23 protein-coding genes and 1 pseudogene are annotated in these 25,337 nt (G+C 64.4%); 12 read left to right on the top strand and 12 right to left on the bottom strand.

What is annotated here, in order from left to right; translation table 11 throughout:
- Positions 1-16: 16 nt before the first annotated feature.
- The 3 genes from NLY37_RS22615 to NLY37_RS22605 are packed head-to-tail and all read right to left on the bottom strand — an operon-like array spanning position 17 to position 5,758.
- Entirely contained in the window at positions 17-3,289 is a 3,273-nt protein-coding gene (locus tag NLY37_RS22615) for an error-prone DNA polymerase (protein WP_023672121.1), read from the bottom strand.
- Complete coding sequence (locus NLY37_RS22610) at positions 3,286-4,764, bottom strand: DUF6504 family protein (RefSeq protein ID WP_023742078.1); 1,479 nt, start codon at positions 4,762-4,764, stop codon at positions 3,286-3,288. The genes NLY37_RS22615 and NLY37_RS22610 overlap by 4 nt, the downstream gene beginning before the upstream one ends.
- Positions 4,706-5,758, bottom strand: a complete 1,053-nt coding sequence (locus tag NLY37_RS22605) for an ImuA family protein (RefSeq protein ID WP_023694564.1) — start codon at positions 5,756-5,758, stop codon at positions 4,706-4,708. Before NLY37_RS22605 ends, NLY37_RS22610 begins: the two co-directional genes overlap by 59 nt.
- A gap of 228 nt (positions 5,759-5,986) precedes the next feature.
- On the opposite strand from NLY37_RS22605, the gene NLY37_RS22600 reads away from it, so the two are divergent.
- Positions 5,987-6,409, top strand: a complete 423-nt coding sequence (locus tag NLY37_RS22600; RefSeq protein ID WP_023673918.1) for a metallopeptidase family protein — start codon at positions 5,987-5,989, stop codon at positions 6,407-6,409.
- 161 nt (positions 6,410-6,570) lie between these two features.
- Here NLY37_RS22600 and NLY37_RS22595 read toward each other — a convergent pair whose 3' ends face one another.
- Complete coding sequence (locus NLY37_RS22595) at positions 6,571-6,777, bottom strand: DUF1737 domain-containing protein (protein WP_023699283.1); 207 nt, start codon at positions 6,775-6,777, stop codon at positions 6,571-6,573.
- Positions 6,778-6,840: 63 nt separating this feature from the next.
- Positions 6,841-7,722: an HpcH/HpaI aldolase/citrate lyase family protein gene (locus NLY37_RS22590; protein ID WP_023742079.1), complete on the bottom strand. Its 882-nt coding sequence runs from the start codon at positions 7,720-7,722 to the stop codon at positions 6,841-6,843.
- A 432-nt stretch (positions 7,723-8,154) separates the two neighbouring features.
- Here NLY37_RS22590 and NLY37_RS22585 point away from each other — a divergent pair, with 432 nt between their 5' ends.
- The 4 genes from NLY37_RS22585 to NLY37_RS22570 are packed head-to-tail and all read left to right on the top strand — an operon-like array spanning position 8,155 to position 13,154.
- The gene (locus tag NLY37_RS22585) at positions 8,155-9,681 is read left to right on the top strand and encodes a DUF4153 domain-containing protein (RefSeq protein WP_023742080.1); all 1,527 of its coding nucleotides are present in this window, start codon (positions 8,155-8,157) and stop codon (positions 9,679-9,681) included.
- Positions 9,682-9,685: 4 nt separating this feature from the next.
- Positions 9,686-10,381: a response regulator transcription factor gene (locus NLY37_RS22580; RefSeq protein ID WP_023742081.1), complete on the top strand. Its 696-nt coding sequence runs from the start codon at positions 9,686-9,688 to the stop codon at positions 10,379-10,381.
- Positions 10,369-11,964, top strand: a complete 1,596-nt coding sequence (locus NLY37_RS22575) for a sensor histidine kinase (RefSeq protein WP_023710262.1) — start codon at positions 10,369-10,371, stop codon at positions 11,962-11,964. Before NLY37_RS22580 ends, NLY37_RS22575 begins: the two co-directional genes overlap by 13 nt.
- Positions 11,965-11,987: 23 nt before the next feature.
- Positions 11,988-13,154, top strand: coding sequence for an NAD(P)/FAD-dependent oxidoreductase (locus NLY37_RS22570; RefSeq protein ID WP_023742082.1), 1,167 nt, complete (start codon positions 11,988-11,990; stop codon positions 13,152-13,154).
- A 207-nt stretch (positions 13,155-13,361) separates the two neighbouring features.
- Here the strand turns inward: NLY37_RS22570 and NLY37_RS22565 are convergent, their stop codons facing one another.
- A complete protein-coding gene (locus tag NLY37_RS22565; RefSeq protein WP_023742083.1) occupies positions 13,362-14,093 on the bottom strand; it encodes a DUF72 domain-containing protein in 732 nt (243 codons plus the stop codon).
- A gap of 145 nt (positions 14,094-14,238) precedes the next feature.
- The gene (locus tag NLY37_RS22560) at positions 14,239-14,664 is read right to left on the bottom strand and encodes a GNAT family N-acetyltransferase (RefSeq protein WP_023694557.1); all 426 of its coding nucleotides are present in this window, start codon (positions 14,662-14,664) and stop codon (positions 14,239-14,241) included.
- 162 nt (positions 14,665-14,826) lie between these two features.
- Between NLY37_RS22560 and leuD the strand changes: the two genes are divergently transcribed.
- The 5 genes from leuD (at position 14,827) to leuB (ending at position 18,728) form a co-directional block, all read left to right on the top strand.
- Positions 14,827-15,432 (top strand): 3-isopropylmalate dehydratase small subunit, encoded by a 606-nt coding sequence (gene leuD / locus NLY37_RS22555; protein WP_023694556.1) that lies wholly within the window; start codon positions 14,827-14,829, stop codon positions 15,430-15,432.
- 64 nt (positions 15,433-15,496) lie between these two features.
- A complete protein-coding gene (locus tag NLY37_RS22550) occupies positions 15,497-16,420 on the top strand; it encodes an Ivy family c-type lysozyme inhibitor (protein WP_023742084.1) in 924 nt (307 codons plus the stop codon).
- A gap of 307 nt (positions 16,421-16,727) precedes the next feature.
- Positions 16,728-17,111: a RidA family protein gene (locus tag NLY37_RS22545; protein ID WP_023742085.1), complete on the top strand. Its 384-nt coding sequence runs from the start codon at positions 16,728-16,730 to the stop codon at positions 17,109-17,111.
- A 13-nt stretch (positions 17,112-17,124) separates the two neighbouring features.
- Positions 17,125-17,475: a VOC family protein gene (locus NLY37_RS22540; protein WP_023742086.1), complete on the top strand. Its 351-nt coding sequence runs from the start codon at positions 17,125-17,127 to the stop codon at positions 17,473-17,475.
- Between the two features lie 149 nt (positions 17,476-17,624).
- Positions 17,625-18,728, top strand: coding sequence for a 3-isopropylmalate dehydrogenase (leuB, locus tag NLY37_RS22535; RefSeq protein WP_023742087.1), 1,104 nt, complete (start codon positions 17,625-17,627; stop codon positions 18,726-18,728).
- 8 nt (positions 18,729-18,736) lie between these two features.
- Here the strand turns inward: leuB and NLY37_RS22530 are convergent, their stop codons facing one another.
- From NLY37_RS22530 to NLY37_RS22515, 4 genes are all read right to left on the bottom strand, one after another.
- Positions 18,737-19,114, bottom strand: a complete 378-nt coding sequence (locus NLY37_RS22530) for a MarR family winged helix-turn-helix transcriptional regulator (RefSeq protein WP_023683823.1) — start codon at positions 19,112-19,114, stop codon at positions 18,737-18,739.
- A 70-nt stretch (positions 19,115-19,184) separates the two neighbouring features.
- The gene (locus NLY37_RS22525) at positions 19,185-19,610 is read right to left on the bottom strand and encodes an SRPBCC family protein (protein ID WP_245270971.1); all 426 of its coding nucleotides are present in this window, start codon (positions 19,608-19,610) and stop codon (positions 19,185-19,187) included.
- Between the two features lie 195 nt (positions 19,611-19,805).
- A complete protein-coding gene (locus tag NLY37_RS22520; RefSeq protein WP_023730273.1) occupies positions 19,806-20,528 on the bottom strand; it encodes a DUF805 domain-containing protein in 723 nt (240 codons plus the stop codon).
- Between the two features lie 296 nt (positions 20,529-20,824).
- Positions 20,825-22,693, bottom strand: a complete 1,869-nt coding sequence (locus NLY37_RS22515) for a DEAD/DEAH box helicase (RefSeq protein ID WP_353621606.1) — start codon at positions 22,691-22,693, stop codon at positions 20,825-20,827.
- 423 nt (positions 22,694-23,116) lie between these two features.
- Here NLY37_RS22515 and NLY37_RS22510 point away from each other — a divergent pair, with 423 nt between their 5' ends.
- Entirely contained in the window at positions 23,117-24,151 is a 1,035-nt protein-coding gene (locus NLY37_RS22510; protein WP_023671698.1) for an aspartate-semialdehyde dehydrogenase, read from the top strand.
- Between the two features lie 180 nt (positions 24,152-24,331).
- On the top strand, positions 24,332-24,784 hold the full coding sequence (locus tag NLY37_RS22505; protein ID WP_023742090.1) for a GNAT family N-acetyltransferase: 453 nt from the start codon (positions 24,332-24,334) through the stop codon (positions 24,782-24,784).
- Positions 24,785-24,787: 3 nt separating this feature from the next.
- On the opposite strand, the pseudogene NLY37_RS22500 reads toward NLY37_RS22505, so the two are convergent.
- Positions 24,788-25,188 (bottom strand): annotated as a pseudogene (locus NLY37_RS22500) (ACT domain-containing protein).
- Positions 25,189-25,337: the final 149 nt, after the last annotated feature.

Raw genomic sequence — 25,337 nt, 5'->3', positions numbered from 1 at the left:
ACCGCCCTGCACTTGCCTACTGAAAATTCCGCCCCTTGGGCATGACCCTTTCAGCTTTGTCCGAGAGGGTGGCAATGTCGGGCCGGGCAGCCGGCGTCATCTCTTCCAGCAGCACCGTCAGCCACGGCGTCAAATCCTCGATCTTCTCGGCGACGATGTGGATGACGTCGGATTCCGACTGCAGCTTGCCGGTGACCTTGACGAAGCGCGCGCCCATGACGATGGGCCGGAAACGGGTAAAGGTCCGCTCCCAGAAAATGACGTTGGCGACGGCCTTGTCGTCTTCCAGCGTCAGGAAGATCGCATTGCCCTTGCCGGGCCGCTGCCGCACCAGCACCAGGCCGGCGACCGAGACCCGCCTGCCGTCGCGCACCGAGCCGAGATTGGCATTGGGAATGACGCCGGCGCGGTCGAGCCGCTCGCGCAGGAAGGCGACCGGATGCGCCTTCAGCGACAGGCCGAGCGCGCGGTAGTCGTGGATGACGTGCTCGCCGAGCGGCATTGTCGGCAGTTTTGTCTCGGGCTCGAGTTCGCGCAGCCGGATCGCCGGCTGGTCGAACAGCGGCAGCCGTTCGGCGGCGCTCTTGCCATCCAGCGCGCGCACCGCCCACAAGGCTTCACGACGGTCGAGGCCGAGCGAGCGGAAGGCGTCAGCCTGCGCCAGTCTTTCGATTTCGCCGACATCGAGGCCCGAGCGCAGCCACACATCCCTGACGCTTGTATAGCCGGCGCCGCGCCGCGCGGTGAAAGCTTCCATACGCTTCTCGGCCAAGCCCTTGATCTGACGGAAGCCAAGCCGGACGGCGTACCGGGTCTTGATGACACCGCGCATTTCGGCATGGCGCCCCAGGATGCGGCCCGGATCGAATTGGGCTTTCTCCAGGGTGCAGTCCCAGTCGGAAAAATTGACGTCGACGTCGCGGATATCGACGCCATGGTCGCGCGCGTCGCGCACCAGCTGGGCCGGCTGGTAAAACCCCATCGGCTGCGAATTCAGGATCGCGGCGCAGAACACGTCGGGATAAAAGGTCTTGAACCAGCAGGAGGCATAGACGAGCAAAGCGAAGGAGGCGGCGTGGCTTTCGGGAAAGCCGTATTCGCCGAAGCCTTCGATCTGCTTGAAGCAGCGCTCGGCGAAGTCTTTGGTGTATCCCTTGCCGACCATGCCGTCGATCATGCGCTGGCGGTAATTGCCGATGGTGCCGGTGCGCTTGAAGGTGGCCATGGCGCGGCGTAGTTCGTCGGCTTCGCCGGGTTTGAAACCACCGGCGACGATTGCAATATTCATCGCCTGTTCCTGAAACAGCGGCACGCCGAGTGTCTTCTTGAGAATAGCCTCCAGCTCTGGCTTTTGATATTCAGCCGCTTCCTTGCCCTGCCGACGGCGCAGATAGGGGTGCACCATGTCGCCCTGGATCGGGCCGGGCCGCACGATCGCCACCTCGATGACCAGGTCGTAGAATTCGCGCGGGCGTAGACGCGGCAGCATCGACATCTGCGCGCGCGATTCGATCTGGAAGACGCCGAGCGTGTCGGCGCGGCAGATCATGTCGTACACGTCGTTCTCTTCCGGCGGCAGGGTGGCCAGCACATAGGGTCGGCCGTAATCATCCCGGGCCTTCGGATAATGGTCGGTGAGCAAGGTGAAGGCGCGCTTCAGGCAGGTCAGCATGCCAAGCGCCAGAATATCCACCTTCAGGATCTTCACCGCGTCGAGATCGTCCTTATCCCACTCGACCATCTTGCGCGCCTCCATCGCCGTCTTGACGATGGGGACGATCTCGTCGAGCCGGTCGCGGGTAATGACGAAGCCGCCGACATGCTGCGACAGATGCCGGGGAAAGCCCATGATCTCGTTGGCGTGGGCGATCACGTGACGGGTCGAGGTCTCGTTGCGGTCGAGGCCGCCGGCATGCGCCTCCTTCTCGCCGAGCTCCGAGGTCGACCAGCCCCAGATCGAACTGGAGAGCGCAATGCGGACATCGTCCGATAGGCCCATGGCCTTGGCCACCTCGCGCAGCGCCGAGCGGCCGCGATAGCTGATGACGGCGGCAGCCAGCGCGGTGCGCTTGGCGCTGTATTTGGAGTAGATGTACTGGATCACCTCCTCACGCCGCTCATGCTCGAAATCGACGTCGATGTCGGGCGGCTCGTTGCGCTCCTCGGAAATGAAGCGCTCGAACAACGTGTCGATGCGCTCGGGGCCGACCTCGGTGATGCCGATGCAGTAGCAGACGATCGAGTTGGCGGCCGAGCCTCTGCCCTGGCACAGAATGCCCTCATTGCGGGCGAACTGGACGATGTCGTAAACGGTCAGGAAATAGCGCGCATAATTCAGACGCTCGATCAGAGCGAGCTCCTCACTGATGCGCTGCAAGACGGAAGCGGGGACGCCCGCCGGATAGCGCGTGGCGGCCCCCTCCCTGGCCAGACGCTCTAGCTCGGCCTGCGGCCCAAGCCCTGATTGCGTCGGCTCGTCGGGATAATTGTACTGGAGGTCGCTGAGCGAGAAGGTCAGTTCGCCGGCAAAGCGCAGCGTCTCGGCCAGCGCCGGTGGATGGCGGCGGAAGAGACGGGCCATTTCCAGCGGCGGCTTCAGATGGCGCTCGGCGTTGGCCGTCAGCTCCAGCCCGACCTCGGCGACCGGCAAATTGAGGCGGATGGCGGTGAGCACATCTTGCAGCGAGCGGCGCTCGGCGCTGTGATAAAGCACGTCGTTGGTCGCCATCAGCGGCACGCCGGCGATGTCCGCCATGCCCGCCGCCTGCTCGATGCGGAAACGGTCATTGCCGCGATAATCCGGCGCCATGCCTAGCCGCAAATTAGCGCCGAAACGGTCTTTCAGTTGACGGACCAATGCCAGGGGATCGTCGGCATTCGCCGAGAGATCCGGCAGCACCGCCAGCGACAGCAGGTCGCCCCATTCGAGCAGGTCGCTGCGCTGGAGAAGGGTCGCGCCCTTCTCGTTTTCATCGCGCAAATTGGCTTGCGTCAGCATGCGGCAGAGATGGCCCCAGCCCTTGCGGTTCTGCGGATAGGCGAGAATGTCCGGCGTGCCGTCGCCGAACACCAGGCGGCAACCGGGGTGATAGGCGAGCTTCTCGACCTTGGCCTGCTGCCAGGCGCGCACGACGCCGGCCACCGTGTTGCGGTCTGCCAGTCCGATCGAGGAAAAGCCGAGGAATTTGGCCGCCACCACCAGCTCCTCCGGCTTGGAGGCGCCGCGCAGGAAGGAGAAGTTCGACTGGATGCCGAATTCCGCATAGGGGATGACGGTCAGCGCGTTCATGCGAAGACCCCATGCATGAACCAGCGCGGCGGCACCTGCGGGTTGCCATAGAGGCCTTGCCGGTAGAGCCAGTAGCGGCGGCCGTCGGCATCCTCGATCCGGAAATAGTCACGCGTCGATGTGAGCGGATCGCTTGACGTTTCACGCCACCATTCCGGCGCGATGCGTTCCGGCCCCTCGGCGCGCGCGACCCGGTAGAGGGCGCGGCGCCAGCGGAAATTCATCGGCGGACCCTCAGGCATTTCGGTGGCCGGCACCTCGATCGGCTCGGGCGAACGGAACAGCCGGATCGGCCGTTCCGGCGGGAAGATGGTTGCGCGCGGCGCGTCTTTCGAGCCCGGCTTCCTGAGCGGTGTTTTGCGTTGTGGCGCTTCCGAGAACGGGATGGTGGCGATGGCGCGCTCCGGCAGATGGCTCTCGAGGGCGACCGGTTTCAGCACCGCACTGTCGCCGAGCCTGGCGCGGATGCGGTCGGCAAAGAGTGCCATGTCGGCGCCGTCATCCTCGGTCTCGCCGGTCAAATCGGCCTGCTGCATGTCGAAGCCGGCGGCCGCCAGCACCGAAAGCCGCACCAGGTCGAAGCCGTAGCCGGCATCGATGTCCTGTTCGAGCGCGGCCAGCCGCTCATGGAACAGGCGCTGGATAAGCTTGGGTTCGCGCAACGGTCGCGAGGTACCGACAGCGATGCGGCTGACGGCGCCGTCGACGCGAAACAAAAGCAGCGCCAGCATCCTTGCGCCCTCGCCGCGGCGTTCGAGATCGGCCTTCAGCGTCACCGCCAGCAAGAGCACCAGCCGTTCGATCTCGGCGGTCAGCACGACCGGCTCGGCCAGGTGGCGTTCGACCGAAAGCGGGGCCACGGGCAGGCGCGGCGATACCGCCTCGTCGAGACGGCCGAGCGCCTGGTCGAGCCGCAACAGCAAGGTCGCGCCGAAGCGACGGGCGAGCGGCGCGCGCGGCGCTGCCATGACCGCGCCGGCGGTCCACAGGCCGACGCTTTCCAAGCTGGCGCGGATATCGGCCTCGATGCGCAGTGCCGCCAGCGGCAAGGGGGCGAGCAGCGCTTCCTCCTCGCCGGAGACAACGATGCGGTTGCCGCAGAAGCGCGCCGCCGCCCAGGCTGCACCCGGCGTCGCGGCCAACCCGGCGCGGACATCGAAACCCTGCTGGAAAAACCGCGCAAGGATGTCGTCCAGCATGGCGCGCTCGCCGCCGAACAGATGCGTGCAGCCGGTGACGTCGAGATAAAGGCCATCAGTACCGTCGAGCGCCACCAGCGGCGTATAGCGATCGCACCAGTCGGCGAGGCCTTCGAGCAGCCGGCGATCGGCGTCCGGATCGGCCTCGACGATGTCGATCGAGGGATGCATGGCGCGCGCATCGGCAATGCCCATGCCAGGCTTCAGATGCAGCGCCTCAGCCCGCTCGTCGAGGGCCGATATGCGCTGGGCGTTGCGGTCGCGATGGCTGATCACGAGCGGTGGGTGAGATGGCGGCAGATGATCCGAAGGCCGGGAACGCCACGACCGTCCCAGGCGCTGGCGCAGGATCCGTTCTGCCGCCAGATGCGGGAACCACAGCGACAGAATTCTCTGCCCGTTTTTCGCGGGGCTTTCTTTCTTCGAATGCGTGTTCATCGGGGTTCCACTCCAGTGTGAATTGTCCAGGCAGAGCGGTGCGGCTCTTGCCGATGCTGACGGTGAAGGCAGGGTGGCCGATCGAGCCGGCAAGCGGCCCGGCGATCGTCCGGCGCGATTTCGCTGGTGCAGCCGACACGATGAGGCGCACCGGGGCGGCGGTCGGCTCGGCTTCGCCGGCCTGGCGCAGCAGGAACACCGGCCGGCCGGCGTTTTGGGCGCGCGCGTGCAGCCGGCGCGTCGCGGTGAGGTCGAGCCGCTGCGGGCTGCCACGGATCTCGAGAATGATTGCGGCGAGCGCCGTCATCTTGGCGGCCTCCTCGGCTACCCACAGCGCATCGGTGAGTTTCGGCGCCTCGGAAAACAGCAACTGCTCCGGTGCGATACCGAACATGCCCTGCAATCCCCTGGCATAGGGAAAGCCGGCCTCGCGAAAAATCTCCGATGTGCCGATCCACAGCACGGGCAAGGGCTGGCCCTTGAGGATCAGGCTGACCAGCGACAGCACAAAGCCGGCGACGGCCCCGGCATTGCGGGTCTCAAGGCCATGGATTTCGCTCAAGGCGGCTTTCGGCAGGCCGCCGCTCAGCGCCGCATCGAGGTGCTCGACGCCGGTCGCCAGGAAAGCATTCGGCGAAGCCACGGCAAGCCCGCGCCGGATGATGGTGACATCGGCATTAGGTTCGGGCGCACCGCCGATAGCGCTGTCAGCGCGCGCACGAGGTCGCTCGCCGGCCGGCGCGGCCAGGCGCTCGGGCAGCGTTCCCTCGATCTTCGCGATCTGGCGGCGCAGGGCAAAAACAGTCTCCCGCGCCACGGCTGATGTCGCCATGACGGTCAATTTCTCTCATAATTGTTCCTGTTATGTTCTTATAGATTCCAGAGGGTGCCGGAAGAGTCAAGCGGAGTCAGAAGGAATTTATTCCTTGATCAAAGGTGGCGAGGCCAACCTTGGACTTTGGTCGCAGCCATTCGGCGCAAAGAAACAGTCATTGGCCAGGTACCCGTCCATTTGCCGAGTCCGGAGGGAAAGCCTATATGCCGGATCAAAGGACAAAGCATGGCCCGCATCTACAAGACCCGCACCTGGCACGATGAACTCTCGCCTTCGATCGAGGAGATCGAGTTTCTGGCGCTGGAGGCGTACGCACATCTGCCGGACGATTTTCGCAAGCTGACCGGCGAGATCGTCATCATGATCGCCGAATTCCCGACCGACGAGATCATGGACGATCTGTCGCTGGAGACGCCGTTCGACCTGCTCGGCCTGTTCGAGGGCCGCGGCATCGCCGAGCGCTGGAACCCGCAGACCGGCGAAGGCCCGAACCGCATCACCCTCTACCGCCGCGCCATCCTCGACTACTGGGCCGAGAACGAAGAGACGCTGGGCGACATCGTCACCCATGTGCTGATCCACGAGATCGGTCACCATTTCGGCCTGTCGGACGACGATATGGAGAAGCTCGAAGAGGCGGCGGAGTAAGGCTGTGCGATATTCAGGTGAAGCCGGCCTGCGAACGGCAGCTTCCTGCGCTTCCGGTGCTCGCGTACTTCAAGTACGCTCCGCTCCGGTTCTCGGAAACCGCCGTTCTCGGCTCGGCCTGACCTGAATCTCGACACAGCCTGCGTCGGTGCCTGGCAAAGCTACCAGTCGCTCAGCTTGGTATCCGGCCCGTATTCCTGGCCGTCGATATCCTTCACCACCGACTGGCCGCAGCGCATCGATTTGGTCTTCTTGTCATAGGCGTAGGTCGGCGAGCCGTACAAATGCCAGCCCTTGTTCAGCGCCGCGGTTACCTTGTGACAGAAGGTGGAATCATCGGGGGCGGACAGAAAGCGGTAGAGTCTCATGGGTCAGGTCCTGTCGCAAGTTCTGTCTTGTAGGGCGGGATATTCCGAAGCCGGCTTAGGCAATCATGCGCCGATGGCGGCGGCCTTCGCCAGCAGTTTTTCGGCTTGCGCCAGGTGCAGCCGTTCGACCATCCTGCCATCCAGCGCAATCACGCCCTTGCCGGCATTTTCGGGCAAGGCGAAAGCCTCTTTCACCGCATGCGCCTCGGCAAGGGCTTCGGGCGCGGGGGCAAAGGCGCGGTTGGTGGTTTCGATCTGGGCGGGGTGGATCAGCGTCTTGCCATCGAACCCCATGGCAGCGGCTTCCGTGCATTCGCGCGCAAACGCGTCGAGGTCGCGAAAATCGTTGGAGACGCCGTCGAGCATGTCGATGCTGCCGGCCCGCGCCGCCAGCACCATCTGCATCAGCCAGGGCACAAGATAGCGGCGGTCGGGCGTCGCCAGAATGCCGGTTTCCTTGACCAGATCGTTCGTTCCGGCAACGAAACAAACTAGGCGCGAGGCCGGGTCGCGGCCGAGTTCGGCAATGGCGCCGATGTTGAGAATGGCCTTGGGCGTCTCGATCATCGCCCAGAGCTTGACGCTGTCGGGGGCAAAATTATCGTCGAGCACGTCGCCGACTTCGAGGATGTCACGAGGCGTGGCGACCTTGGACAACAGGATGCCGTCGGGAACGAATTTCGCCGCGGCCAGCAGGTCATCGTTGCCCCATTCGCTGGACAGCGCGTTGACGCGCACGATCATTTCGCAGCGGCGTTTCGGTCGGCTGGCGAAAATGCCGGCCAATCTGTCCCGCGCGGCGATCTTGTCTGAGGGCGCGACGGCGTCTTCGAGGTCGATGATCACGGCATCGCAGGCAAGCGTTGCGATCTTGGCCAGCGCCTTGTCGTTGGAGGCGGGGACGTAAAGCACTGAGCGGCGCGGGCGGTAAGGTTCGCTTGTCATGGCCGATCTATGCCGCGTGGGGGCGGGTGAGGCAAGAGTGCGGGCGACCGGTTCCTGATATCGAGCCAACCGCGAAAGCTTGCGCTGCCCCTTGCCTGCCCGCGGAGGGAGAGGAAAGGAGCCTGGCTGGGACAGCGCCAACGTCCGGAAAGATGGCGGGCAGCGCCTCGGCTGGAAGCGCAGGTCCTGCACGAGAACTGCACATCCCTGCGGAAAACCTCCTCCGCTGCGCCCTGCCGTATCCATGCGCAGCCACCACAACAGCGGCATGCAACAGCGAAACCGTTGGTCCTTGCCCTATCGCCTGCGCAGCGAAAGCTGGTGGTTGGTGGATCCGCCCCGGACGGAGGCCCGCCCTTACCTGGAAGCGAGCCTGCTCCCTTTTATCCGCCCACCGGCCGAGCGGACCCAGCCCATCAGGAAAATCCGCGCATGACATCGTTTGCAAGCTTTTCCAGCCGCTTCGGCATCGCCGTCCTGCTCGTCGCGCTGGCGGATTTTTTCTTTTACGGCCAGCCCGCCGGGATCACGGTGCTGCTGTTTGCCATCCTGATCGCCGGCGCGGTGGTCGCTGTGCATCCTGCCGCGCTGAATTCCACCCGACCCTGGCTCAAGCCGGCCGCTTTGTTCGTCGCGCTGCTGCCGCTAGCCGAGAACGTCAGCCCGCTGTCGGTGGCGATAGCTGTCGTGGCGCTGGTGGTGTTTGCGCTGTCCCTGTCCGGGCGGCTACGGCACGGCATCGCCCGCATTGCCGGCCAGGTCGCGCTGTTCCTGCTGGCGGCGCCGCTGCGCCTTATCCGTGACTTTTTCCAATGGCGCCGCACGGTGCGCCGGCTTGGCGGCCGCCGCATCCGCCTGGCGTCCATCATCGTCTGGGTGATGCCGGTGACGCTGGGCGCGGTGTTCCTGTTCTCGTTCGGCGCCGCAAATCCGGTCATCGAATACTGGCTGTCACTGATCGACCTGATGAAGCTGCTCGATCTCATCCAGCTGGCGCGGATCGTCTTCTGGCTGTTCGTGCTCGCCGGCGTCTGGGCTTTCCTGCGGCCTCGCCTGCCGCGCTTGCTGCGCCGCCTTCCACCTTTGGCGCCGCCTGCAGCCGTGGCCGCACCGGCTGCGACCAAACCCGCCACGACGATCGAGGACGTCGTCTTCGGCAAGGCCGCGATCCTGCGCGCGCTGATCGTCTTCAACGGCCTGTTTGCGCTGCAGACCGGGCTCGACGCCGCCTATCTCTGGGGCGGGGTCGCCCTTCCCGACGGGTTGAGCTATGCCGCTTATGCGCATCGCGGCGCCTATCCGCTGATCGCCACCGCGCTGCTGGCCGCCGGCTTCGTGCTGGCGGCGCTGCGGCCGGGCAGCGAAACGTCAAGCGATCCGCTGATCCGCCGACTGGTCTATGCCTGGGTGGCGCAGAACATCGTGCTGGTCATTTCGTCGATTCTCAGGCTCGATCTTTATATCGGCGTCTATGCACTGACCTACTGGCGCATCGCGGCTTTCGTCTGGATGGGGTTGGTGGCGTCAGGGCTTGTACTGATCATTGCCCGCATCGCGCTTGGAAAATCCAACGAATGGCTGCTCTCCGCCAATCTTGCGACGTTATCGGCGACGCTTTATGCCTGCTGCTTCATCAACTTCGCCGCAATGAGCGCCAATTTCAATGTCGACCATTCCCTTGAAATGACCGGCGACGGCACGCCTATCGATACCGAATATCTGCGCTCGCTCGGCGCTGCCGCCATGCCGGCGCTGGACCGCCTCTACATGCACCAATTCGGAAACCAAACCACCTGTCTGGCCGACCAAATGATGATCGACGACACTATCGCCGAGCAGAAGCAGTGGCGCGCCTGGAGCTTTCGCGGCTGGAGGCTCCTGCAGGTTCTCGACAAGAGAGGTCCGCTCGTGCTTCCTCCACCTACCCAGCCCTCGCAACCTTCAGTGCCGGACCGTTAGATCCATGCCGCATCAGATCCTGGTCGCCGACGACGATCCGCACATTCGCGAGATCATCTGCTTTGCGCTGGAGAGGGCCGGGATGAAGACGCAGGCCGTCGCTGACGGCGCAGCCGCCCTGCAGGCGATCGAAGGCCGCGAGCCCGACCTCGTCGTGCTCGATATCGGCATGCCGGAGATGGACGGGCTGGAAGTCTGCCGGCGGCTGAGGCAGCGCTCCGATGTGCCGGTGTTGTTCCTGTCGGCGCGTGACGAAGAAATCGACCGTATCCTTGGACTGGAGATGGGCGGCGACGACTATGTGACGAAACCGTTCAGCCCGCGTGAACTGGTGGCGCGCGTCAATGTCATCCTGCGTCGCGCCCGCCCGCTGGCGCCGGATCCGGCCGATGACAGGGCCTTTGCGCATGGCAAGCTCAGCCTGGTGCCGGCCAGCCACGGCGCCAGTTTCGACGGCAAGGCGCTGGCGCTGACGGCGATCGAATTCTCGATCCTGAAGGGATTTCTGGCGCGGCCGGCGCATGTGCTGGGGCGCGACCTGGTGGTCGCCAGCGCCTATGCCGCCAACATCCATGTCGCCGACCGTACCGTCGACAGCCACATCCGCAACATCCGCGCCAAGCTGGGGGCGGCGGGCTGTCTCGACGCCATCGAAACCGTGCATGGCGTTGGTTTCCGGCTCGGCCGATGCGGCGCCTGAGCGACGCCAAATGGATCGGCACCAAATGGCGGCCAAGGCTGGCCACGGTGGTTCTCGCCATCCTCATCATGGTGCTGGCGCTGCCGCTGGTCGGCTTGTTCTTCTTCCGGCTTTATGAAAACCAGCTGATCCGCCAGACCGAGGGCGAGTTGATCGCACAAGGCGCGGTCATCGCCGCCATCTATGCGCAGAATATCAGTGACGCCGCCATTGCCCCGGAGAAGCTTGGGGTGCCGATGCAGGCTGACAGCGGCGAAGCCAGCCGCGGCGACGACACGCCTTACCAGCCGATCGAGCCTACCCTCGATCTCGCCTCCGACTATTTGCTGCCGACCCGGCCCGCCGGCGTCGCTGCCGCCACCGATCCGGCCTTTGCAGCGATCGGCGCGCGGCTGTCGGGCATTCTGGACACCACGCAGAAAACCACCCTGGCCGGCTTCCGGCTGCTTGACCCGCATGGCGTCGTCATTGCCGGGCGCGACGAGGTCGGACTATCGCTGGCCAATGTCGAAGAGGTGCGCACCGCCCTTGCCGGCCACTACGCCAGCGTGTTGAGACAAAGAATTCCCGACCAGCCGCCACCGCCCCTCTATTCGGTCAGCCGCGGCACGAAAGTTCGCGTCTTTGTCGCCATGCCGATCGCGGTCGACGGCCATGTCGCCGGCGTGATCTACCTGTCTCGAACGCCGAACAACATCGTCAAGCATCTCTATGGTGAGCGCGGCAAGGTGACGCTGGCGGCTATCGCCATGCTCTTCGGCATGCTGCTGATCGCGCTGGTGTTCCTGCGCACCGTGAGCCGGCCGATCTACGCGCTGATGGAGCGCACGAGGCGCATCGCCGCCGGCGACCGCGACGCGATCCGGCCGCTCGACCATCACGGCACGCGCGAAATGGCCGAGCTGTCCGCGGCCTTTCTCGACATGGCCGAAAAGCTGCAGGCGCGCTCCGACTCGATCCAGACCTTTGCCACCCATGTCTCGCACGAGCTCAAATCGCCGCTGACGGCGATCCAGGGCGCGGCCGAACTCTTGCGCGATTCCGGCGAGGCGATGGACGCGGCAGAGCGCAAGCGGTTTTCCGGCAACATCGTCAACGATGCCGGAAGGCTCAATCTGCTGGTACGGCGCCTGCTCGATCTGGCGCGCGCGGAAAACCTGGCGCCGAGCGGCGAAAGCACGTCGCTCGATGCGGCGCTGGCATTGCTGCCGGTGGACGGCAGGCTGGCTGTGACCATCGAGACGGGCGGCGAAACCGGTCTGCGCATCTCGGCCGAGAATGCGGCGATCGTGCTTGCCAACCTGATCGACAATTCCGCCAGGCACGGCGCGACCCAGGTTTTGCTGGCGGCTGCCAGCGCCGACGGCAAAGTGACGATTGCGATCAGCGATGATGGCGCCGGCATTTCGCCGAGCAACAGGGCGCGCATTTTCGAGCCGTTTTTCACCACGCGGCGCGAGTCCGGCGGCACCGGCATGGGCCTCGGCATCGTGCTGGCCCTCCTGAAAGCGCATGATGGCACGATCGCGCTGGTTGACTCCGGGCGCGGCACGCGCTTCGAGATTTCCTTGCCAGCCGCGTGAGGGCTGGTGGATCGGAGAACAAAGTGCGCTACGACACCGTCATCATCGGCGGAGCCATCGTCGGCTCCTCGGTCGCCTACTACCTTCGCGAGGAAGGCTTTTCCGGCTCCATCGCGCTGATCGAACGCGACCCGCAATTCGCCCATGCGGCAACGACGCTGTCCATGGCCTCGATCCGTCAGCAATTCTCGATTCCGGAAAATATCCGGCTGTCGCAGTTCACGCTAAACCTGTTCCGGCGGCTGAAGGAGACCTTCGGCACCGACGCCGATATCGGTTTTCGCGAAGGCGGCTATCTCATCCTGGCCGGCGAGGCCGGGTTGCCGATCCTGAAAGCCAACCACCAAGCACAGGTCGCCGAGGGCGCCGACATTCTGCTCGAGGATGCCGACCAGCTGGCAAAGCGCTTTTCGTGGCTGTCGACGGAAGGCATCAGCGCCGGCGCCTTCGGCCGCAGCGGCGAGGGCTGGTTCGACGCTCATGCGATGCTGACGCTGTTCCGCAAGGCGCTGCGCGACAGACAAATCGATTTCATCGCCGCCGACGTCACCGGCATCGAGAGGCAGGGCAACCGCGTCACCGGCGTGGACCTCGACAACGGCGAAAGACTGCAAGCCGGCATCGTCGTCAATGCCGCCGGGCCGAATGCCGGCAAGGTGGCCGGCATGGCGGGACTCGTGCTGCCCGTCGAGCCGCGCAAGCGCAACGTTTTCGTCTTCGAGGCGCGGGCAAAATACGCCGACATGCCGCTGCTGGTCGACCCATCCGGCATCTATGTCCGGCCTGAAGGCTCGGTCTATCTCACCGGCGGCGCCGAGCCGGAGGAGGGCGATGGCCCCGCCGACCCCCGGGATTTCGACGTCGACTGGCCGCTGTTCGAAGAGGTGATCTGGCCCGTGCTGGCAACCCGCATCCCCGCCTTCGAGGCGATCAAGCCGACCCGCGCCTGGGCAGGCCATTACGACTACAACACGCTCGACCAGAACGCGGTGATCGGACCGCATCCCGAGGTCGAGAATTTCATCTTCGCCAACGGGTTCTCAGGGCATGGGCTGCAGCAGGCGCCGGCCGTCGGCAAGGCGCTGGCGGAGCTTTTGGTGCATGGCGGGTATCGGACGGTGGATTGCTCGGCGTTTGGGTACGAACGGGTGGTCGAAGGGCGGGCGTTTCGGGAATTGAACGTGATTTGAGGCGGGCGGAATAGGATCGCTCTGTCGAGTTCCCGCCCACCCCCTCTGCCCTGCCGGGCATCTCCCCCGCAAGGGGGGAGATTGGCAGCTTCGGCGAAGGCGCCATTCTTGCAACGTCGGCGATTGGCGAAGCGGTCGCGGCATCTGATCTCCCCCCTTGCGGGGGAGATGGCCGGCAGGCCAGAGGGGGTGCTGTCCCGCGAGCGTCTAAGCAACCATCGCACTGACAGCCATCGCGTTCCCCAGTGCATGCCCGGCGGCCGTGTTGTCGAAAATCCCCCAGACCTCGGCACCGGAAGCGGCCGTTGCTTCCACTTGCCGCGCAAACCGGTCGAGCGTTTCGGTATCGTAACCCGAATGGTAGATGCGCGGCGCGCCGTGCCAGCGGAAATAGGCAAGGCCGGGCCAGCCACCCGGCCCTGCTGCCTCCGGAACCGAAGCCGGGTCGGCGGCGACCCGGGCGACCTGGTGACCGGCCAGCAGTGCGTCCGTCTCGGCACTGAACCAGGTGGGATGGCGCGGCTCGCATGCCAGCCTTGCCCGGATACGCTTGCCCAACATGTCGAAGAAACCGCCGGCGACCTCCGGCTCGAAGGGCAAGCTCGGCGGCAGCTGCACCAGAAGCACGCTCAGCTTTTCGCCGAGACCTTCGACCTGCCCGAGAAAGTCCTCTGTCAGCCCCTCGCAATCGGCGAGGCGATGCTCATGGGTCATGCTCTTCGGTGCCTTGACCGCGAAGCGGAAGTGCTCCGGCACGGCGTGAGCCCAGCGCTCATAGGTCTCGCGGCGGTGCGGCTTGTAGAACGAGGTGTCGATCTCGACGACCGGAAAGCGTTTTCCGTAACGTTCGAGATGCGAACCGGACTGCGGAAACTCAGCCTTGTATCGAGACGGAATTCCCCAGCCGGCGGTGCCTATGAGAGATCGGCGATTTCCCATGCTGGGGATGTGGACCGGATGAAGCGCGGGTCAAGGGCGGCAAGGAGGCGTTGCTCAGCAGGGTCCAGAACACCGTTCCGCATTGCCCGATAACCTTGCCCGCCTTGACTGCCCAACCCGGTCGGCAATTGCGCCCGATGCGGCGTCAGCCCTCGCGGGAGAACCAGAACGCGTCGGCCATGCGCTTCATGCCGATACGCTCGTAGAAGCCGACGGCGTCGGGCATCGAGATCAGGCTGATGGCGACCGAAGGCCCAAGCTGCCGGCGGGCCTCGTCCATCAGGCCCTTGCCGATGCCGACGCCTTGCGCCGATTGCGACACGGCGAGCTCTGAGACGTAGCACACCCAGGAAAAATCGGTGATGGCCCTGATAACGCCGATCAGCGGCCTGCCTTCGATGTCGAGCCGCGCCGTGAGCACCAGGTTCGCGCCTGAAAGCATCGCTTGCAGCCGGGCGTCGTCATCGACGGGGCGTGTTTCGCCGAGCGTGGATTCGACCAGCACGCGGCGGAATTCAGCGACGTCGAGCTCAGGCTCACTGGCATAGATAATATTCGATTGTGTGGTCATGGGCGCAAGGTGCACCAGCGGCGGCCGGTTTTAAAGACGTTTGCCGCCGATCTTTCGATCGGGCCGCGCACCAACAGTTGCCTTTTATTTGCCGGCGGCTTTGTGTAAACCGGGCGCAGCAAACCCTGACGCAACGAATTCGATCAAGAACGGGCAAAAGCCATGGAAAAATTCACCAAGCTCACCGGCGTCGCCGCACCGATGCCGATCGTCAATGTCGACACCGACATGATCATCCCCAAGGATTATCTCAAGACGATCAAGCGCACCGGGCTCGGCAGCGGCCTGTTCGCCGAAATGCGCTACAAGGACGATGGCTCGGAAAACCCCGACTTCGTGCTCAACAAGCCGGCCTACCGCAAGGCGCAGATCCTGGTCGCCGGCGACAATTTCGGCTGCGGTTCGAGCCGCGAACACGCGCCGTGGGCGCTGCTCGATTTCGGCATTCGCTGCGTCATCTCGACGTCGTTCGCCGACATTTTCTACAACAACTGCTTCAAGAACGGAATCCTGCCGATCACCGTCAGCCCCGAAGACCTGGAGAAGCTGATGGACGACGCCTCGCGCGGCTCCAATGCGACGGTGTCGGTCGACCTCGAGGCCAAGGAAATCCGCGGCCCCGACGGCGGCGTGGTCACCTTCGACCTCGACGACTTCAAGCGCCACTGCCTGCTGAACGGTCTCGACGATATCGGCCTGACCATGGAGAAGGCCGGCGCCATCGCCTCGTTCGAGAAGAAGAACGCTGCCGAGCGTCCTTGGGCCTGAGTGGTACGAGATGGCCCGGCCGCCACAAAGCCGGGTTCGTGGCGGCTGAACGGAGGGGACAGTCATGACACGTTTTCTTCTTGCCGGCGCCTGCGCGCTGGCGTGGATGCTGATGCCGGTGGCCGGCGCGCAAGCACAGACCGACAAGATACTCGTGCCGGCAGAAGATCCGTCCGCCGCCGATCTGGGCGCGTCGAACAATGCGGCCCTGGCGGACGATGACAGCCAGGGGCCGGTCCCGTTCGAGGGCGGGCAGCTGACCATCACCCAGCCGGAGCAGGATGGCGAGAAGGTGCTGGCCTATGACGGCAAGCAGCTGGCCAGCAATTATGACGTGTTCTTCGACAGAACAGTCAAGGTCGGCGGCGTCGACGTGGCGCTGGTCGATGTCGGCGACGGCGGCAACCAGTGCGGCCCGGCCAAGGTCATCGTCTGGAAGCCGGAAGGCGGCGAGATACAAAGCCTCAAGGTCGAACAGGACGAATGCGGGGCGCCGCCGGCGGCGGTGGCCGACAACGCCATCTATTTCGTGCCGTATCTGTTGCCGGGCGATACGAAGCAAGCGCTGCAATGGTCGCCCAGCGACGGGCTGACGATCTCGGGCGACCTGACCTACGCGCCGGAGCCGGGTACGGACTGGAAGGACGTCGATCCGGCCAAATACCAGAACATCATCGACGCCTTCCACAATGAGGCCGTCTACAACGCGGCGCAGACGCTGCTCGGCGACACCATGCCCGACATGGCAACCAGCCTGCTGGTCGGCGGCGGCACCGAAAAGATGGCGTCGGGCCCCTTCTACGCCACCGGCTGCGTGCCGCACGCATGCGGCAGCAATGACGGTTTCATGGCGGTCGACCCGGCCAAGCACACGCTCTACTTCGCCCGGCGCGGCGACAATGGCGAGCCGCAGGCCTGGCCGCCGGTGAAGACCTGGCCTGCGGATGTGAAGGAAGCAATGGACAAGGCGCAGGAGTCGGGGAACTAGAGTTCGCGGCAGCGCGGCGAACACTCGGTGTTCATGCTTGTTTCGTCGCGATCCGTCACACGCCCCTCTGCCCTGCCGGGCATCTCCCCCTCAAGGGGGGAGATCAGACGTCACTCTGGCTTTCGCCAATCGCAAATGTGGAAAGCGAGAAAGGCGTCCGAACTGCTAATCTCCCGCCTTGAGGGGGAGATGGCCGGCAGGCCAGAGGGGGGTGCTGTCCCGCCGACGACCAAGATTTGCACCTGACTTGGCCCATGGCCTAGCCGGCCCTTTCCCTGCAAAGTGTCCGAAACCACAGCGAGGCTCCATGCGCACACTCATCTCCACCGGTTCGCCCTTCGAAAAAACCGCCGGCTATTCGCGCGCGGTGGTGCAGGGCGACTGGTGCTTCGTGTCGGGAACGACCGGCTACGACTATGCGACGATGACCATGCCGGAAACGGTGGAGGCGCAGACGCGCAATTGCCTGGCGACCATCGCCGAGGCGCTGAGGGATGGCGGCTTCGACATGGCCGATGTGGTGCGGGCGCATTACTACATCACCGACCAGGCCATCGCGGACGTCGTCTTCCCCATCCTCGGCGAGGCTTTCGGCGAGATCAGGCCGGCGGCGACGATGATCGTGTGCCAGCTCAACAAGCCGGAAATGAAGATCGAGATCGAAGTCACGGCGCTGCAGCGCACGGCTTGAGGAGGCCAAAGCCATGACGGTCCGGCGCATCGTAGCCAATATCGGGACGCAGGACGCGGCGGCGGCGAAACGCTTCTATCAGGACGTGCTTGGCCTCGATGTGCTGATGGATCAGGGCTGGATCGTCACCTACGGGTCCGACGAACGGATGCAGGTGCAGATCAGCTTCATGGCCCAGGGCGGCTCCGGCACGCCGGTGCCGGACCTCTCCGTCGAGGTCGACGATGTCGATGCGGCGCTGCAGGGCATGAAGGCCGCCGGCTTTGCCGTCGAATACGGTCCGGCCGACGAGCCGTGGGGCGTACGGCGGTTTTATCTGCGCGATCCGTTCGGCCGGTTGGTGAATATTTTGTCGCATAAGTGATTTGTTCCTCTCCCCCGCCTCTGTCGAGGGCGAGGAACCCAGGTTCTGAGAGGCGGGCGCCGTCGTAGCGTTCTTCATCCCCTTGCGCCGCAAGCTCTTGGCGTTTAGCAAGGCCGCGGTTTCTCCAAACAGTGTTGGGACGGTTCTCCATGGCTTCGAAAAATCTTCTCCTGCTCGCCGGCGACGGCATCGGCCCCGAGGCGATGGCCGAGGTGAAGAAGCTGATCGCAGCCATGAACGTCAAGCTCGGCAGTGATTTCGTCACCGATGAGGGTCTGGTCGGCGGCTGCGCCTACGATGCGCATGGCGCGGCGATTTCGGATGCCGACATGGCAAAGGCGATGGCTGCGGACGCCGTGCTGTTCGGCGCCGTCGGCGGGCCGAAATGGGACAAGGTGCCTTACGAGGTGCGTCCCGAGGCCGGGTTGCTACGGCTGCGCAAGGATATGGAGCTGTTCGCCAATCTCCGGCCCGCCATCTGCTATCCGGCGCTGGCCGCGTCGTCCTCGCTGAAGCAGGAAGTCGTCGAGGGCCTCGACATATTGATCGTGCGCGAGCTTACCGGCGGCGTCTATTTCGGCGAGCCGAAGCAGATCATCGATCTCGGCAACGGCCAGAAGCGCGGCATCGACACGCAGGTCTACGACACGTTCGAGATCGAGCGCATTTCCGGCGTCGCCTTCGAGCTGGCGCGCACGCGCAAGAACCACGTGACATCGATGGAAAAGCGCAACGTCATGAAATCCGGGGTGCTGTGGAACGAGGTTGTCACCCAGACCCAGAAGACTCGCTATGCCGACGTCAAGCTCGACCACATGCTGGCCGATGCCGGCGGCATGCAGCTGGTGCGCTGGCCAAAGCAGTTCGACGTCATCGTCACCGACAATCTGTTCGGCGACATGCTGTCCGACATCGCCGCCATGCTGACCGGATCGATCGGCATGCTGCCGTCGGCCTCGCTCGGCGCGCCCGATGTGAAGACCAGGAAGCGCAAGGCGCTGTACGAGCCGGTGCATGGCTCGGCGCCCGACATTGCCGGACAGGGCATCGCCAACCCGATCGCCATGATCGCGTCGTTTGCCATGTGCATGCGATATTCCTTCGGCATGGTCGATGAGGCCGACAAGCTCGAAGGCGCAATAGCCGCCGTGCTCGACGACGGGCTCCGGACGAAGGATATTTTGTCCGAGGGCATGACCGAAGTCGGCACTGTCGCAATGGGCGATGCCATCATCGCCAAGTTCCTGGCTTAGCGGCCGACTCAGCGGATCTCGCCGGCCAGCCGTTTCAGCAGGCCGACGAGTTGCGCCTCATCCACGGTTGAGAAAAAAGCAGCGTCGGCGGCTTCGACGGCGACGATAGCGCGCTGGACTGCGGCCGTCCCCGTCGTGGAGACGCGGATCACCTTGGCGCGGGAATCCCGCGGGTCGGTGTCCCGCACAATCAGTCCCTTTGCCTCAAGCCGGGCGACGACGTCCGACGTCATCTTCACCTCGGTGCCGGCCTGCGCGGCGAGTTGGACCTGGTTGGGCGGCTCGCCATATCGGCCGAGCCACATCGCCGAAGCCAGCAGCACGAACTGGACATGGGTAAGGTCAAGCGGGGCCAGCGCCGCCGTCATGACGCGCTGCCAGCGCATGGTGGTTCGCCAGAGCAGCAAGCCGGGGCTCTCGGATGGTCCGCTGAAGCGCGTGTTCAGATCCCCTTGATCAGCCACCGTTCGCCAACACCATTGCCTGTTCGAACAGTTTAGCCATCGAAGTGTCGAAATCGCCGCTGATCTGCGGCCCGAGCTCTGGTCCGACCTCGGCGGCCGATGGGCCGGAAATCTCGAGGCGATGAGTCACTTGAGTGCCACCCTCGACCGGCGTCAGCGTATGCCTGAACAGCAGTTTCGTGTCGCCGAACGAGGTCTCGTCGGCATAGGTTACAGCGTCGACGAGGTCGACGATCGTCGATTCGAAGGTGTCCTGCCCGACGGGCGTTACAGAGACGCGGGTGCCCTTGGCGAACGGGCCGTGCAGCACGAAGGTATCGGAGCCTTCGTAGGTGAGGCGGCCTTCGTGCAGCGCCTTGAGCGCGTTCCAGATGGCCTGCGCCGAAAGGGGGAAATTGCGGTGTACTCGTTGGTCCACATTTGTCTTGGCTCCGCCATCCGTTTTCGATCGTCGATTTGATGATTGCACAGATTGTCTGTGCACAGACTAAATGGCAAGAGAAATATTTCGTTCGTTCGGTCAAAACAGCAGCTGCCTTCCCGGCTGCGACCTAAGCCATTGTTATAGCACGGCTGTCCGCAAACAGCCGGCTGCTCATTTCTTGGTGCGGGTCTAGGCTCCGCCTCCTCTAGGCACCGGCCCCCACTGGTTTTCGTGGGCCTGGGTCGGGATCAATCCGAGTATCAGCGCGAGGATCAGCGTAGCCGGAGCGAACATGAAGGTGATTGCGAAGTAAGGTATTGCCAGCCAGCCGGTCAGGCCGATGTCGTGCAAGCGGCGCACGACGAGCCCGACCCAGGGCAGGAACGTCGCTAGCCAAAACAGCCCCCAGACGCCGATCATCACAATCGGCCAGTTGCCGGCATCGAAATTGCCGACGGCCTGGTCGGCGAGGGCGCCGGCAATTCCGACCAGGATGAAGCTGACGGTCCAGAACAGGCAGTAGCCCCAGAATTCCTTGCGGCGGGCGCGTTCGGCGAAGTTGATGTAGTTGCGCGTCACGCCTCGCCAGAAATAACCCGGCAGTCCGCTATCGCGAACCGCGCCGTCTTCCGCCAGGCGGCCGAAATGCTGTGGGGCGGCTGAAGCGGCAGCCGCCTTGGGCGGCGCGGCGCTTGCCGCTGGCGCAGCGGTGGCGGGACTGGCGGGCTGGGCGCGGATTGAAAAAACGTCGCGCGCCTGACCGCTTGCCGGCAGAAACTCGACCACAGCGCCGTTCGCGATCACGGTATCACGGCGCAGATCCTCGCGCGCGAAGGTGTAGCGGTTGCCGTCCGCCCCGGTGATGAAGCCGAAACCCTGGGCCTCGTCATAGTGAAGAACTTCGCCGCGCATTTAGCCTCGCCCCCGTGCAGGCACAGACTGTTCAAAGTTGCGGCGGACTGCAAGGGGGTGGACGAAATGGAGGGCGAACGGTTCAGGCATGAGTTGCTTTATTTTCCGGTGCGTTGGCGCTGCCCCTCACCTGCCTGCCGGCATCCTCTCCCCGTATAGTGGCGGGGAGAGGGGTCGCTGTTATCGACGATTCCGCCAATCGCCAACGTTGCAAGAGAGCGCCAAGGCTGCGGTCAGCCCTTTCTCCCCGTCACTATACGGGGAGAAACGCCCGGCAGGGCAATGAGGGGCAGCGCCTACATCTGTAATTGGCCGATAAGAGCCTCAAACCGGCCGCTTCTTCGGTTTCTTGTTCTTCGGCGGTCCAGCCTTGTCGAATTTCGGTTTCCCGGCCCAAGGCTTTGCATCGCCGGGGGCCGTTCCCGCTTCTCGAATTTCGGCTTGTGTGCGCTTTGCGGCGCCTCGAACGGGCGCTTGCCGCGATGCGGCTTCTTGTCGGGCTTCGGCGCCTGGTAGCCGGCCCGCGACAGGTCGGGCGTGCCGTCCAGGCGCTTCACCGCAATGTTGCCCTGCAATTTCTTGTCGGGGCCGACGGCGGCGAGGAAGCGATCGGCCCAGTCGGCCGCGATCTGCACGTAGGTCTCATCCTGCTGCATCTTGATGGAGCCGATCTCGCGCTTGGAGATGTTGCCGGTGCGGCACAGCATCGGGATCAGCCAGCGCGGCTCGGCATTTTGCTTGCGCCCGATCGACAGCGAGAACCAGACACTGTCGCCGAAGTCGTCGCGCCGGCTTGGCGCTTCATCGCGGCGCTCGAATTTTTCGCCCGCCGGTTTGTCACGCGAAGGCGTGAACGGTGCGACATCCGTAAGCTCCTCGGGCGCCGAGCGGCTGGCGCGGCATTGGCGCACGAAGGCGGCCGCAATCTGTTCGGCGCCATGCCTGGCCAGAAGCGTGTCGACGAAACCGCGCTCGTCCTCGGCTACCGGCTCGTCGAAGACTGGATCGGCAAGGATGCGCTCGTCATCGCGCTTGATCACGTCGTCGGCCGAGGGCGGGCTCGCCCATGTCGCCTTCAGCCCTGCATTCTGCAGCAGGCGCTCGGTGCGCTTGCGGGCGCCGTTGGGCACGATCAGCGCGCTGACACCCTTGCGGCCGGCGCGGCCGGTACGGCCGCTGCGATGCAGCAGCGTTTCGGGATTGGTCGGCAGATCGGCATGGATGACCAGTTCGAGATTGGGCAGGTCGATGCCGCGCGCGGCGACATCCGTGGCGATGCAGACTTTGGCGCGTCCGTCGCGCATCGCCTGCAGCGCGTGGGTGCGTTCGTTCTGGCTGAGCTCGCCCGACAGTGCGACGACGGAAAAATTGCGGTTGTTGAAGCGTGCCGTCAGATGATTGACGGCGGCGCGGGTGTTGCAGAACACCAGCGCGTTCTTCGCCTCGTAAAAGCGCAGCACGTTGATGATGGCGTTCTCGCGGTCGGGATAGGCGACATTCAGCGCCCGGTATTCGATATCGAGATGCTGCTTTTCCTCGCCGCCGGCCGAGATGCGTACGGCGTCGCGCTGATAGCCTTGCGCCAGCGTGGCGATCGAGCGCGGCACGGTGGCCGAAAACATCAGCGTGCGGCGCTGAGCCGGTGCGGCATCGAGGATGAATTCGAGGTCCTCGCGAAAGCCGAGGTCGAGCATCTCGTCGGCCTCGTCCAGCACCACGGCTTTCAGCGCCGACATGTCGAGGGAGTTGCGGGTGATGTGGTCGCGCAGGCGGCCGGGCGTGCCGACGACGATGTGGGCGCCGCGCTCCAGCACGCGCCGTTCGGAGCGCATGTCCATGCCGCCGACGCAGGACGCGACGGTGGCGCCGGTCGGCGCGTAGAGCCATTGCAATTCGCGCATCACCTGCAAAGCGAGCTCGCGCGTCGGCGCCACGGCCAGCGCCAGCGGTGCGCCAGCCTGGTCAAAACGTTCGGCGCTTCCAAGAAGGGTCGGCGCCAAAGCGAGGCCGAAGGCGACGGTCTTGCCTGAGCCGGTCTGCGCCGACACCAGAGCGTCGGACTCGCCGAGCTCCAGCACGGCCTTCTGCACTGGCGTCAGCTCGGTATAGCCGCGTTTTTCCAGCGCTTCTGCCAGCGCAGGAACAATAGCTTCGAAATTGGACATCTCACTCTTTCGGAATTCAGGGTCTGGGCTCATCATGGAGCACATGCCGGGGCTGACGCACGCCAGCCAAACACTATTTGGGCGTTCGTACTTCTTGCGGCCGCTATTGTACAGGGCAGGCGTGTGCCTGGCCGCAATTGACTCCTGACGCAAACCGCGTAAAAGCCGGCATCGAACGGGATCATTTTCGATGCGCGGCCTTCTGATGGCTCTTCTTGCATTCGACTTCCCCGGCCACAATCATGGGGCCGGGCGCGTTGGCGCGTCTTACCGTTCCAGCAAAACTATGGCCAAAACCACCACCAAAACGGTGTGATTCCCTTGGCCTAACCACCCTCTCCCGGGTCCGGCCCGGGGGACGAAACCCGCATTGGCCGGCGGGTTTTCTCCAAAAACCAAGCGGAGAGGGACAGGAGATTTCTGATGAGTTTCAAGGTTGCGGTAGTCGGCGCCACGGGCAATGTGGGTCGCGAAATGCTCAACATACTGGAAGAGCGCGGCTTTCCGGTAAGCGAAGTCGTGGCGCTGGCCTCGCGGCGCAGCCAGGGCACCGAAGTGTCGTTCGGCGACCGTTCGCTGAAGGTCAAGACGCTCGACCAGTATGATTTTTCCGACACCGACATCTGCATCATGTCGGCCGGCGGCAACGTCTCGAAGGAGTGGTCGCCGAAGATCGGCAAGCAGGGCTGCGTCGTCATCGATAACTCGTCGGCCTTCCGCTATGATCAGGACGTGCCGCTGATCGTGCCGGAAGTGAACCCGGATGCGATCTCGCTGTTCACCCGCAAGAACATCATCGCCAATCCGAACTGCTCGACGGCGCAGCTGGTCGTGGCGCTGAAGCCGCTGCACGATGTTGCCACCATCAAGCGCGTCGTCGTCGCCACCTATCAATCGGTATCCGGCGCCGGCAAGGAAGGCATGGACGAACTCTTTACACAAACCCGCGCGGTGTTCGTCGCCGATGGCGTCGAGGTCAAGAAGTTCACCAAGCGCATCGCCTTCAACGTCATTCCGCACATCGACGTCTTCCTCGACGACGGCTCGACCAAGGAAGAGTGGAAGATGGTCGCCGAGACCAAGAAGATGCTCGACCCCAAGATCAAGCTGACGGCGACCTGTGTGCGCGTGCCGGTGTTCATCGGCCATTCCGAAGCCGTCAACATCGAGTTCGAAAAGCCGATCACCGCCGACGAGGCGCGCGATATCCTGCGCGAAGCGCCAGGCTGCCAGGTCTTGGACAAGCGCGAGGATGGCGGCTACATCACGCCGCTGGAATCGGCCGGCGAGGACGCCACCTTCATCTCGCGCATCCGCGAGGATTCGACCATCGACAACGGCCTGTCGATGTGGATCGTCTCCGACAATCTGCGCAAGGGCGCGGCGCTGAACGCGGTGCAGATCGCCGAGCTGCTGGTCGAGCGCGGCCTGATCCAGCCGAAGAAGAAGGCGGCATAGTTTATTCGCTCACGGGCCGTATCGCCGCTGCCGCGGCGGGCCCCCCGCGGGGGCGCCGGAAAGCCGGCGGCCCGCAGTCGCGGGCTCGGCCTTCGGCCGAAGCCTTCCTTCTCCCCGTTCACGGGGAGAAGGTCCCGGCAGGGGGATGAGGGCAGCGCTGACCTCTGTTGAGAAAAGCCTTTGAACGATCCCACCAAAATCGTGCTGCGCCCCGCCACGGCTTTGGATGCCGCGACCATCGCCATTGTCATGCGGGCCGCACTTGGTTCGTTCTCCTGGATGCCGGTCATCCACACGCCGGATGAGGATCTTGCCTTCATCCGCGAGATCGTGCTGTCCCGGCAGCAGGTGACGGTCGCCGAGGCCGGCACCGGCATTGTCGGCTTCATTGCCCTGAGCGGCGATTGGGTGGAACAGCTCTATCTCGACCCCGCCTGGACGGGGCAAGGCATCGGCAGCCGGCTGCTGGTGCAAGCGACCGCCGCGCTACGGATCGTCAAACTGCATTGCTTCCAGGCCAACACCGGCGCGCGTCGCTTCTACGAGCGCCATGGCTTTCGCCCCGAGGTGTTCGGCGAGGGCACCACCAACGAAGAAGGCCTGCCGGATATCCTCTACGTGCGTCGCGCTTGATACTCAGCCGGCGCTATCCTTGGCCAGTTGGCGCAATAACTCCATCGCTTCCTCGGCCCGCTCAGCGGGCACGAACAGATGGTCATGATAGAAAGCAGAGACCGGATTGACGCCCATGCCGGCGGCGGCCAGCCGGGCGGGATGGCGGCGAGGAAGCCGACGGCTTCCAGCGAGGAGTGGACGTTCAGGGTGATCATGCGGCAGCGGAAGGCGGACTGCAGCCCGGCGGCCTGGTCTTCGGGCAAGATCAGCGTCGTGCCCTCCTTCTCGCGAAACAGCATCACCGGATTGAGCGTCTCGGGAACCGGTGCACCGGGGACCAGGGTGGCGAAGACATGGACGCCGGGAAGCAGTTCCGGCGTCATCGCCGCCAGCAGCATTTTCAGATCAGTCTCGCCAGCCATTCGCTCGTCTCTCGCCCAGCCCTATCAATAGCCGTGACTGGTGGATGTCGATAGTCCGTCAAGGTGGAGGGACAGCGCCCCCTCTGCCCTGCCGGGCATCTCCCCCGCAAGCAGGGAGATCGGCGGTTTCGATGCTCCGCTCATTCATG

The sequence above is a fragment of the Mesorhizobium sp. C395A genome, from assembly GCF_030323205.1.
Classification (GTDB): domain Bacteria; phylum Pseudomonadota; class Alphaproteobacteria; order Rhizobiales; family Rhizobiaceae; genus Mesorhizobium.
The sequence above is the reverse complement of the archived record's forward strand: the minus strand, read 5'-3'. Positions and strand labels throughout refer to the sequence as shown.

Coding starts and splice junctions, on each gene's coding strand:
- NLY37_RS22615 (WP_023672121.1), bottom strand. CDS start 3,289: ATGAACGCGCTGACCGTCATCCCCTATGCGGAATTCGGCATCCAGTCG.
- NLY37_RS22605 (WP_023694564.1), bottom strand. CDS start 5,758: ATGGCGACATCAGCCGTGGCGCGGGAGACTGTTTTTGCCCTGCGCCGC.
- NLY37_RS22600 (WP_023673918.1), top strand. CDS start 5,987: ATGGCCCGCATCTACAAGACCCGCACCTGGCACGATGAACTCTCGCCT.
- NLY37_RS22595 (WP_023699283.1), bottom strand. CDS start 6,777: ATGAGACTCTACCGCTTTCTGTCCGCCCCCGATGATTCCACCTTCTGT.
- NLY37_RS22590 (WP_023742079.1), bottom strand. CDS start 7,722: ATGACAAGCGAACCTTACCGCCCGCGCCGCTCAGTGCTTTACGTCCCC.
- NLY37_RS22585 (WP_023742080.1), top strand. CDS start 8,155: ATGACATCGTTTGCAAGCTTTTCCAGCCGCTTCGGCATCGCCGTCCTG.
- NLY37_RS22580 (WP_023742081.1), top strand. CDS start 9,686: ATGCCGCATCAGATCCTGGTCGCCGACGACGATCCGCACATTCGCGAG.
- NLY37_RS22575 (WP_023710262.1), top strand. CDS start 10,369: ATGCGGCGCCTGAGCGACGCCAAATGGATCGGCACCAAATGGCGGCCA.
- NLY37_RS22565 (WP_023742083.1), bottom strand. CDS start 14,093: ATGGGAAATCGCCGATCTCTCATAGGCACCGCCGGCTGGGGAATTCCG.
- NLY37_RS22560 (WP_023694557.1), bottom strand. CDS start 14,664: ATGACCACACAATCGAATATTATCTATGCCAGTGAGCCTGAGCTCGAC.
- leuD (WP_023694556.1), top strand. CDS start 14,827: ATGGAAAAATTCACCAAGCTCACCGGCGTCGCCGCACCGATGCCGATC.
- NLY37_RS22550 (WP_023742084.1), top strand. CDS start 15,497: ATGACACGTTTTCTTCTTGCCGGCGCCTGCGCGCTGGCGTGGATGCTG.
- NLY37_RS22545 (WP_023742085.1), top strand. CDS start 16,728: ATGCGCACACTCATCTCCACCGGTTCGCCCTTCGAAAAAACCGCCGGC.
- NLY37_RS22540 (WP_023742086.1), top strand. CDS start 17,125: ATGACGGTCCGGCGCATCGTAGCCAATATCGGGACGCAGGACGCGGCG.
- leuB (WP_023742087.1), top strand. CDS start 17,625: ATGGCTTCGAAAAATCTTCTCCTGCTCGCCGGCGACGGCATCGGCCCC.
- NLY37_RS22530 (WP_023683823.1), bottom strand. CDS start 19,114: ATGCGCTGGCAGCGCGTCATGACGGCGGCGCTGGCCCCGCTTGACCTT.
- NLY37_RS22520 (WP_023730273.1), bottom strand. CDS start 20,528: ATGCGCGGCGAAGTTCTTCACTATGACGAGGCCCAGGGTTTCGGCTTC.
- NLY37_RS22515 (WP_353621606.1), bottom strand. CDS start 22,693: ATGTCCAATTTCGAAGCTATTGTTCCTGCGCTGGCAGAAGCGCTGGAA.
- NLY37_RS22510 (WP_023671698.1), top strand. CDS start 23,117: ATGAGTTTCAAGGTTGCGGTAGTCGGCGCCACGGGCAATGTGGGTCGC.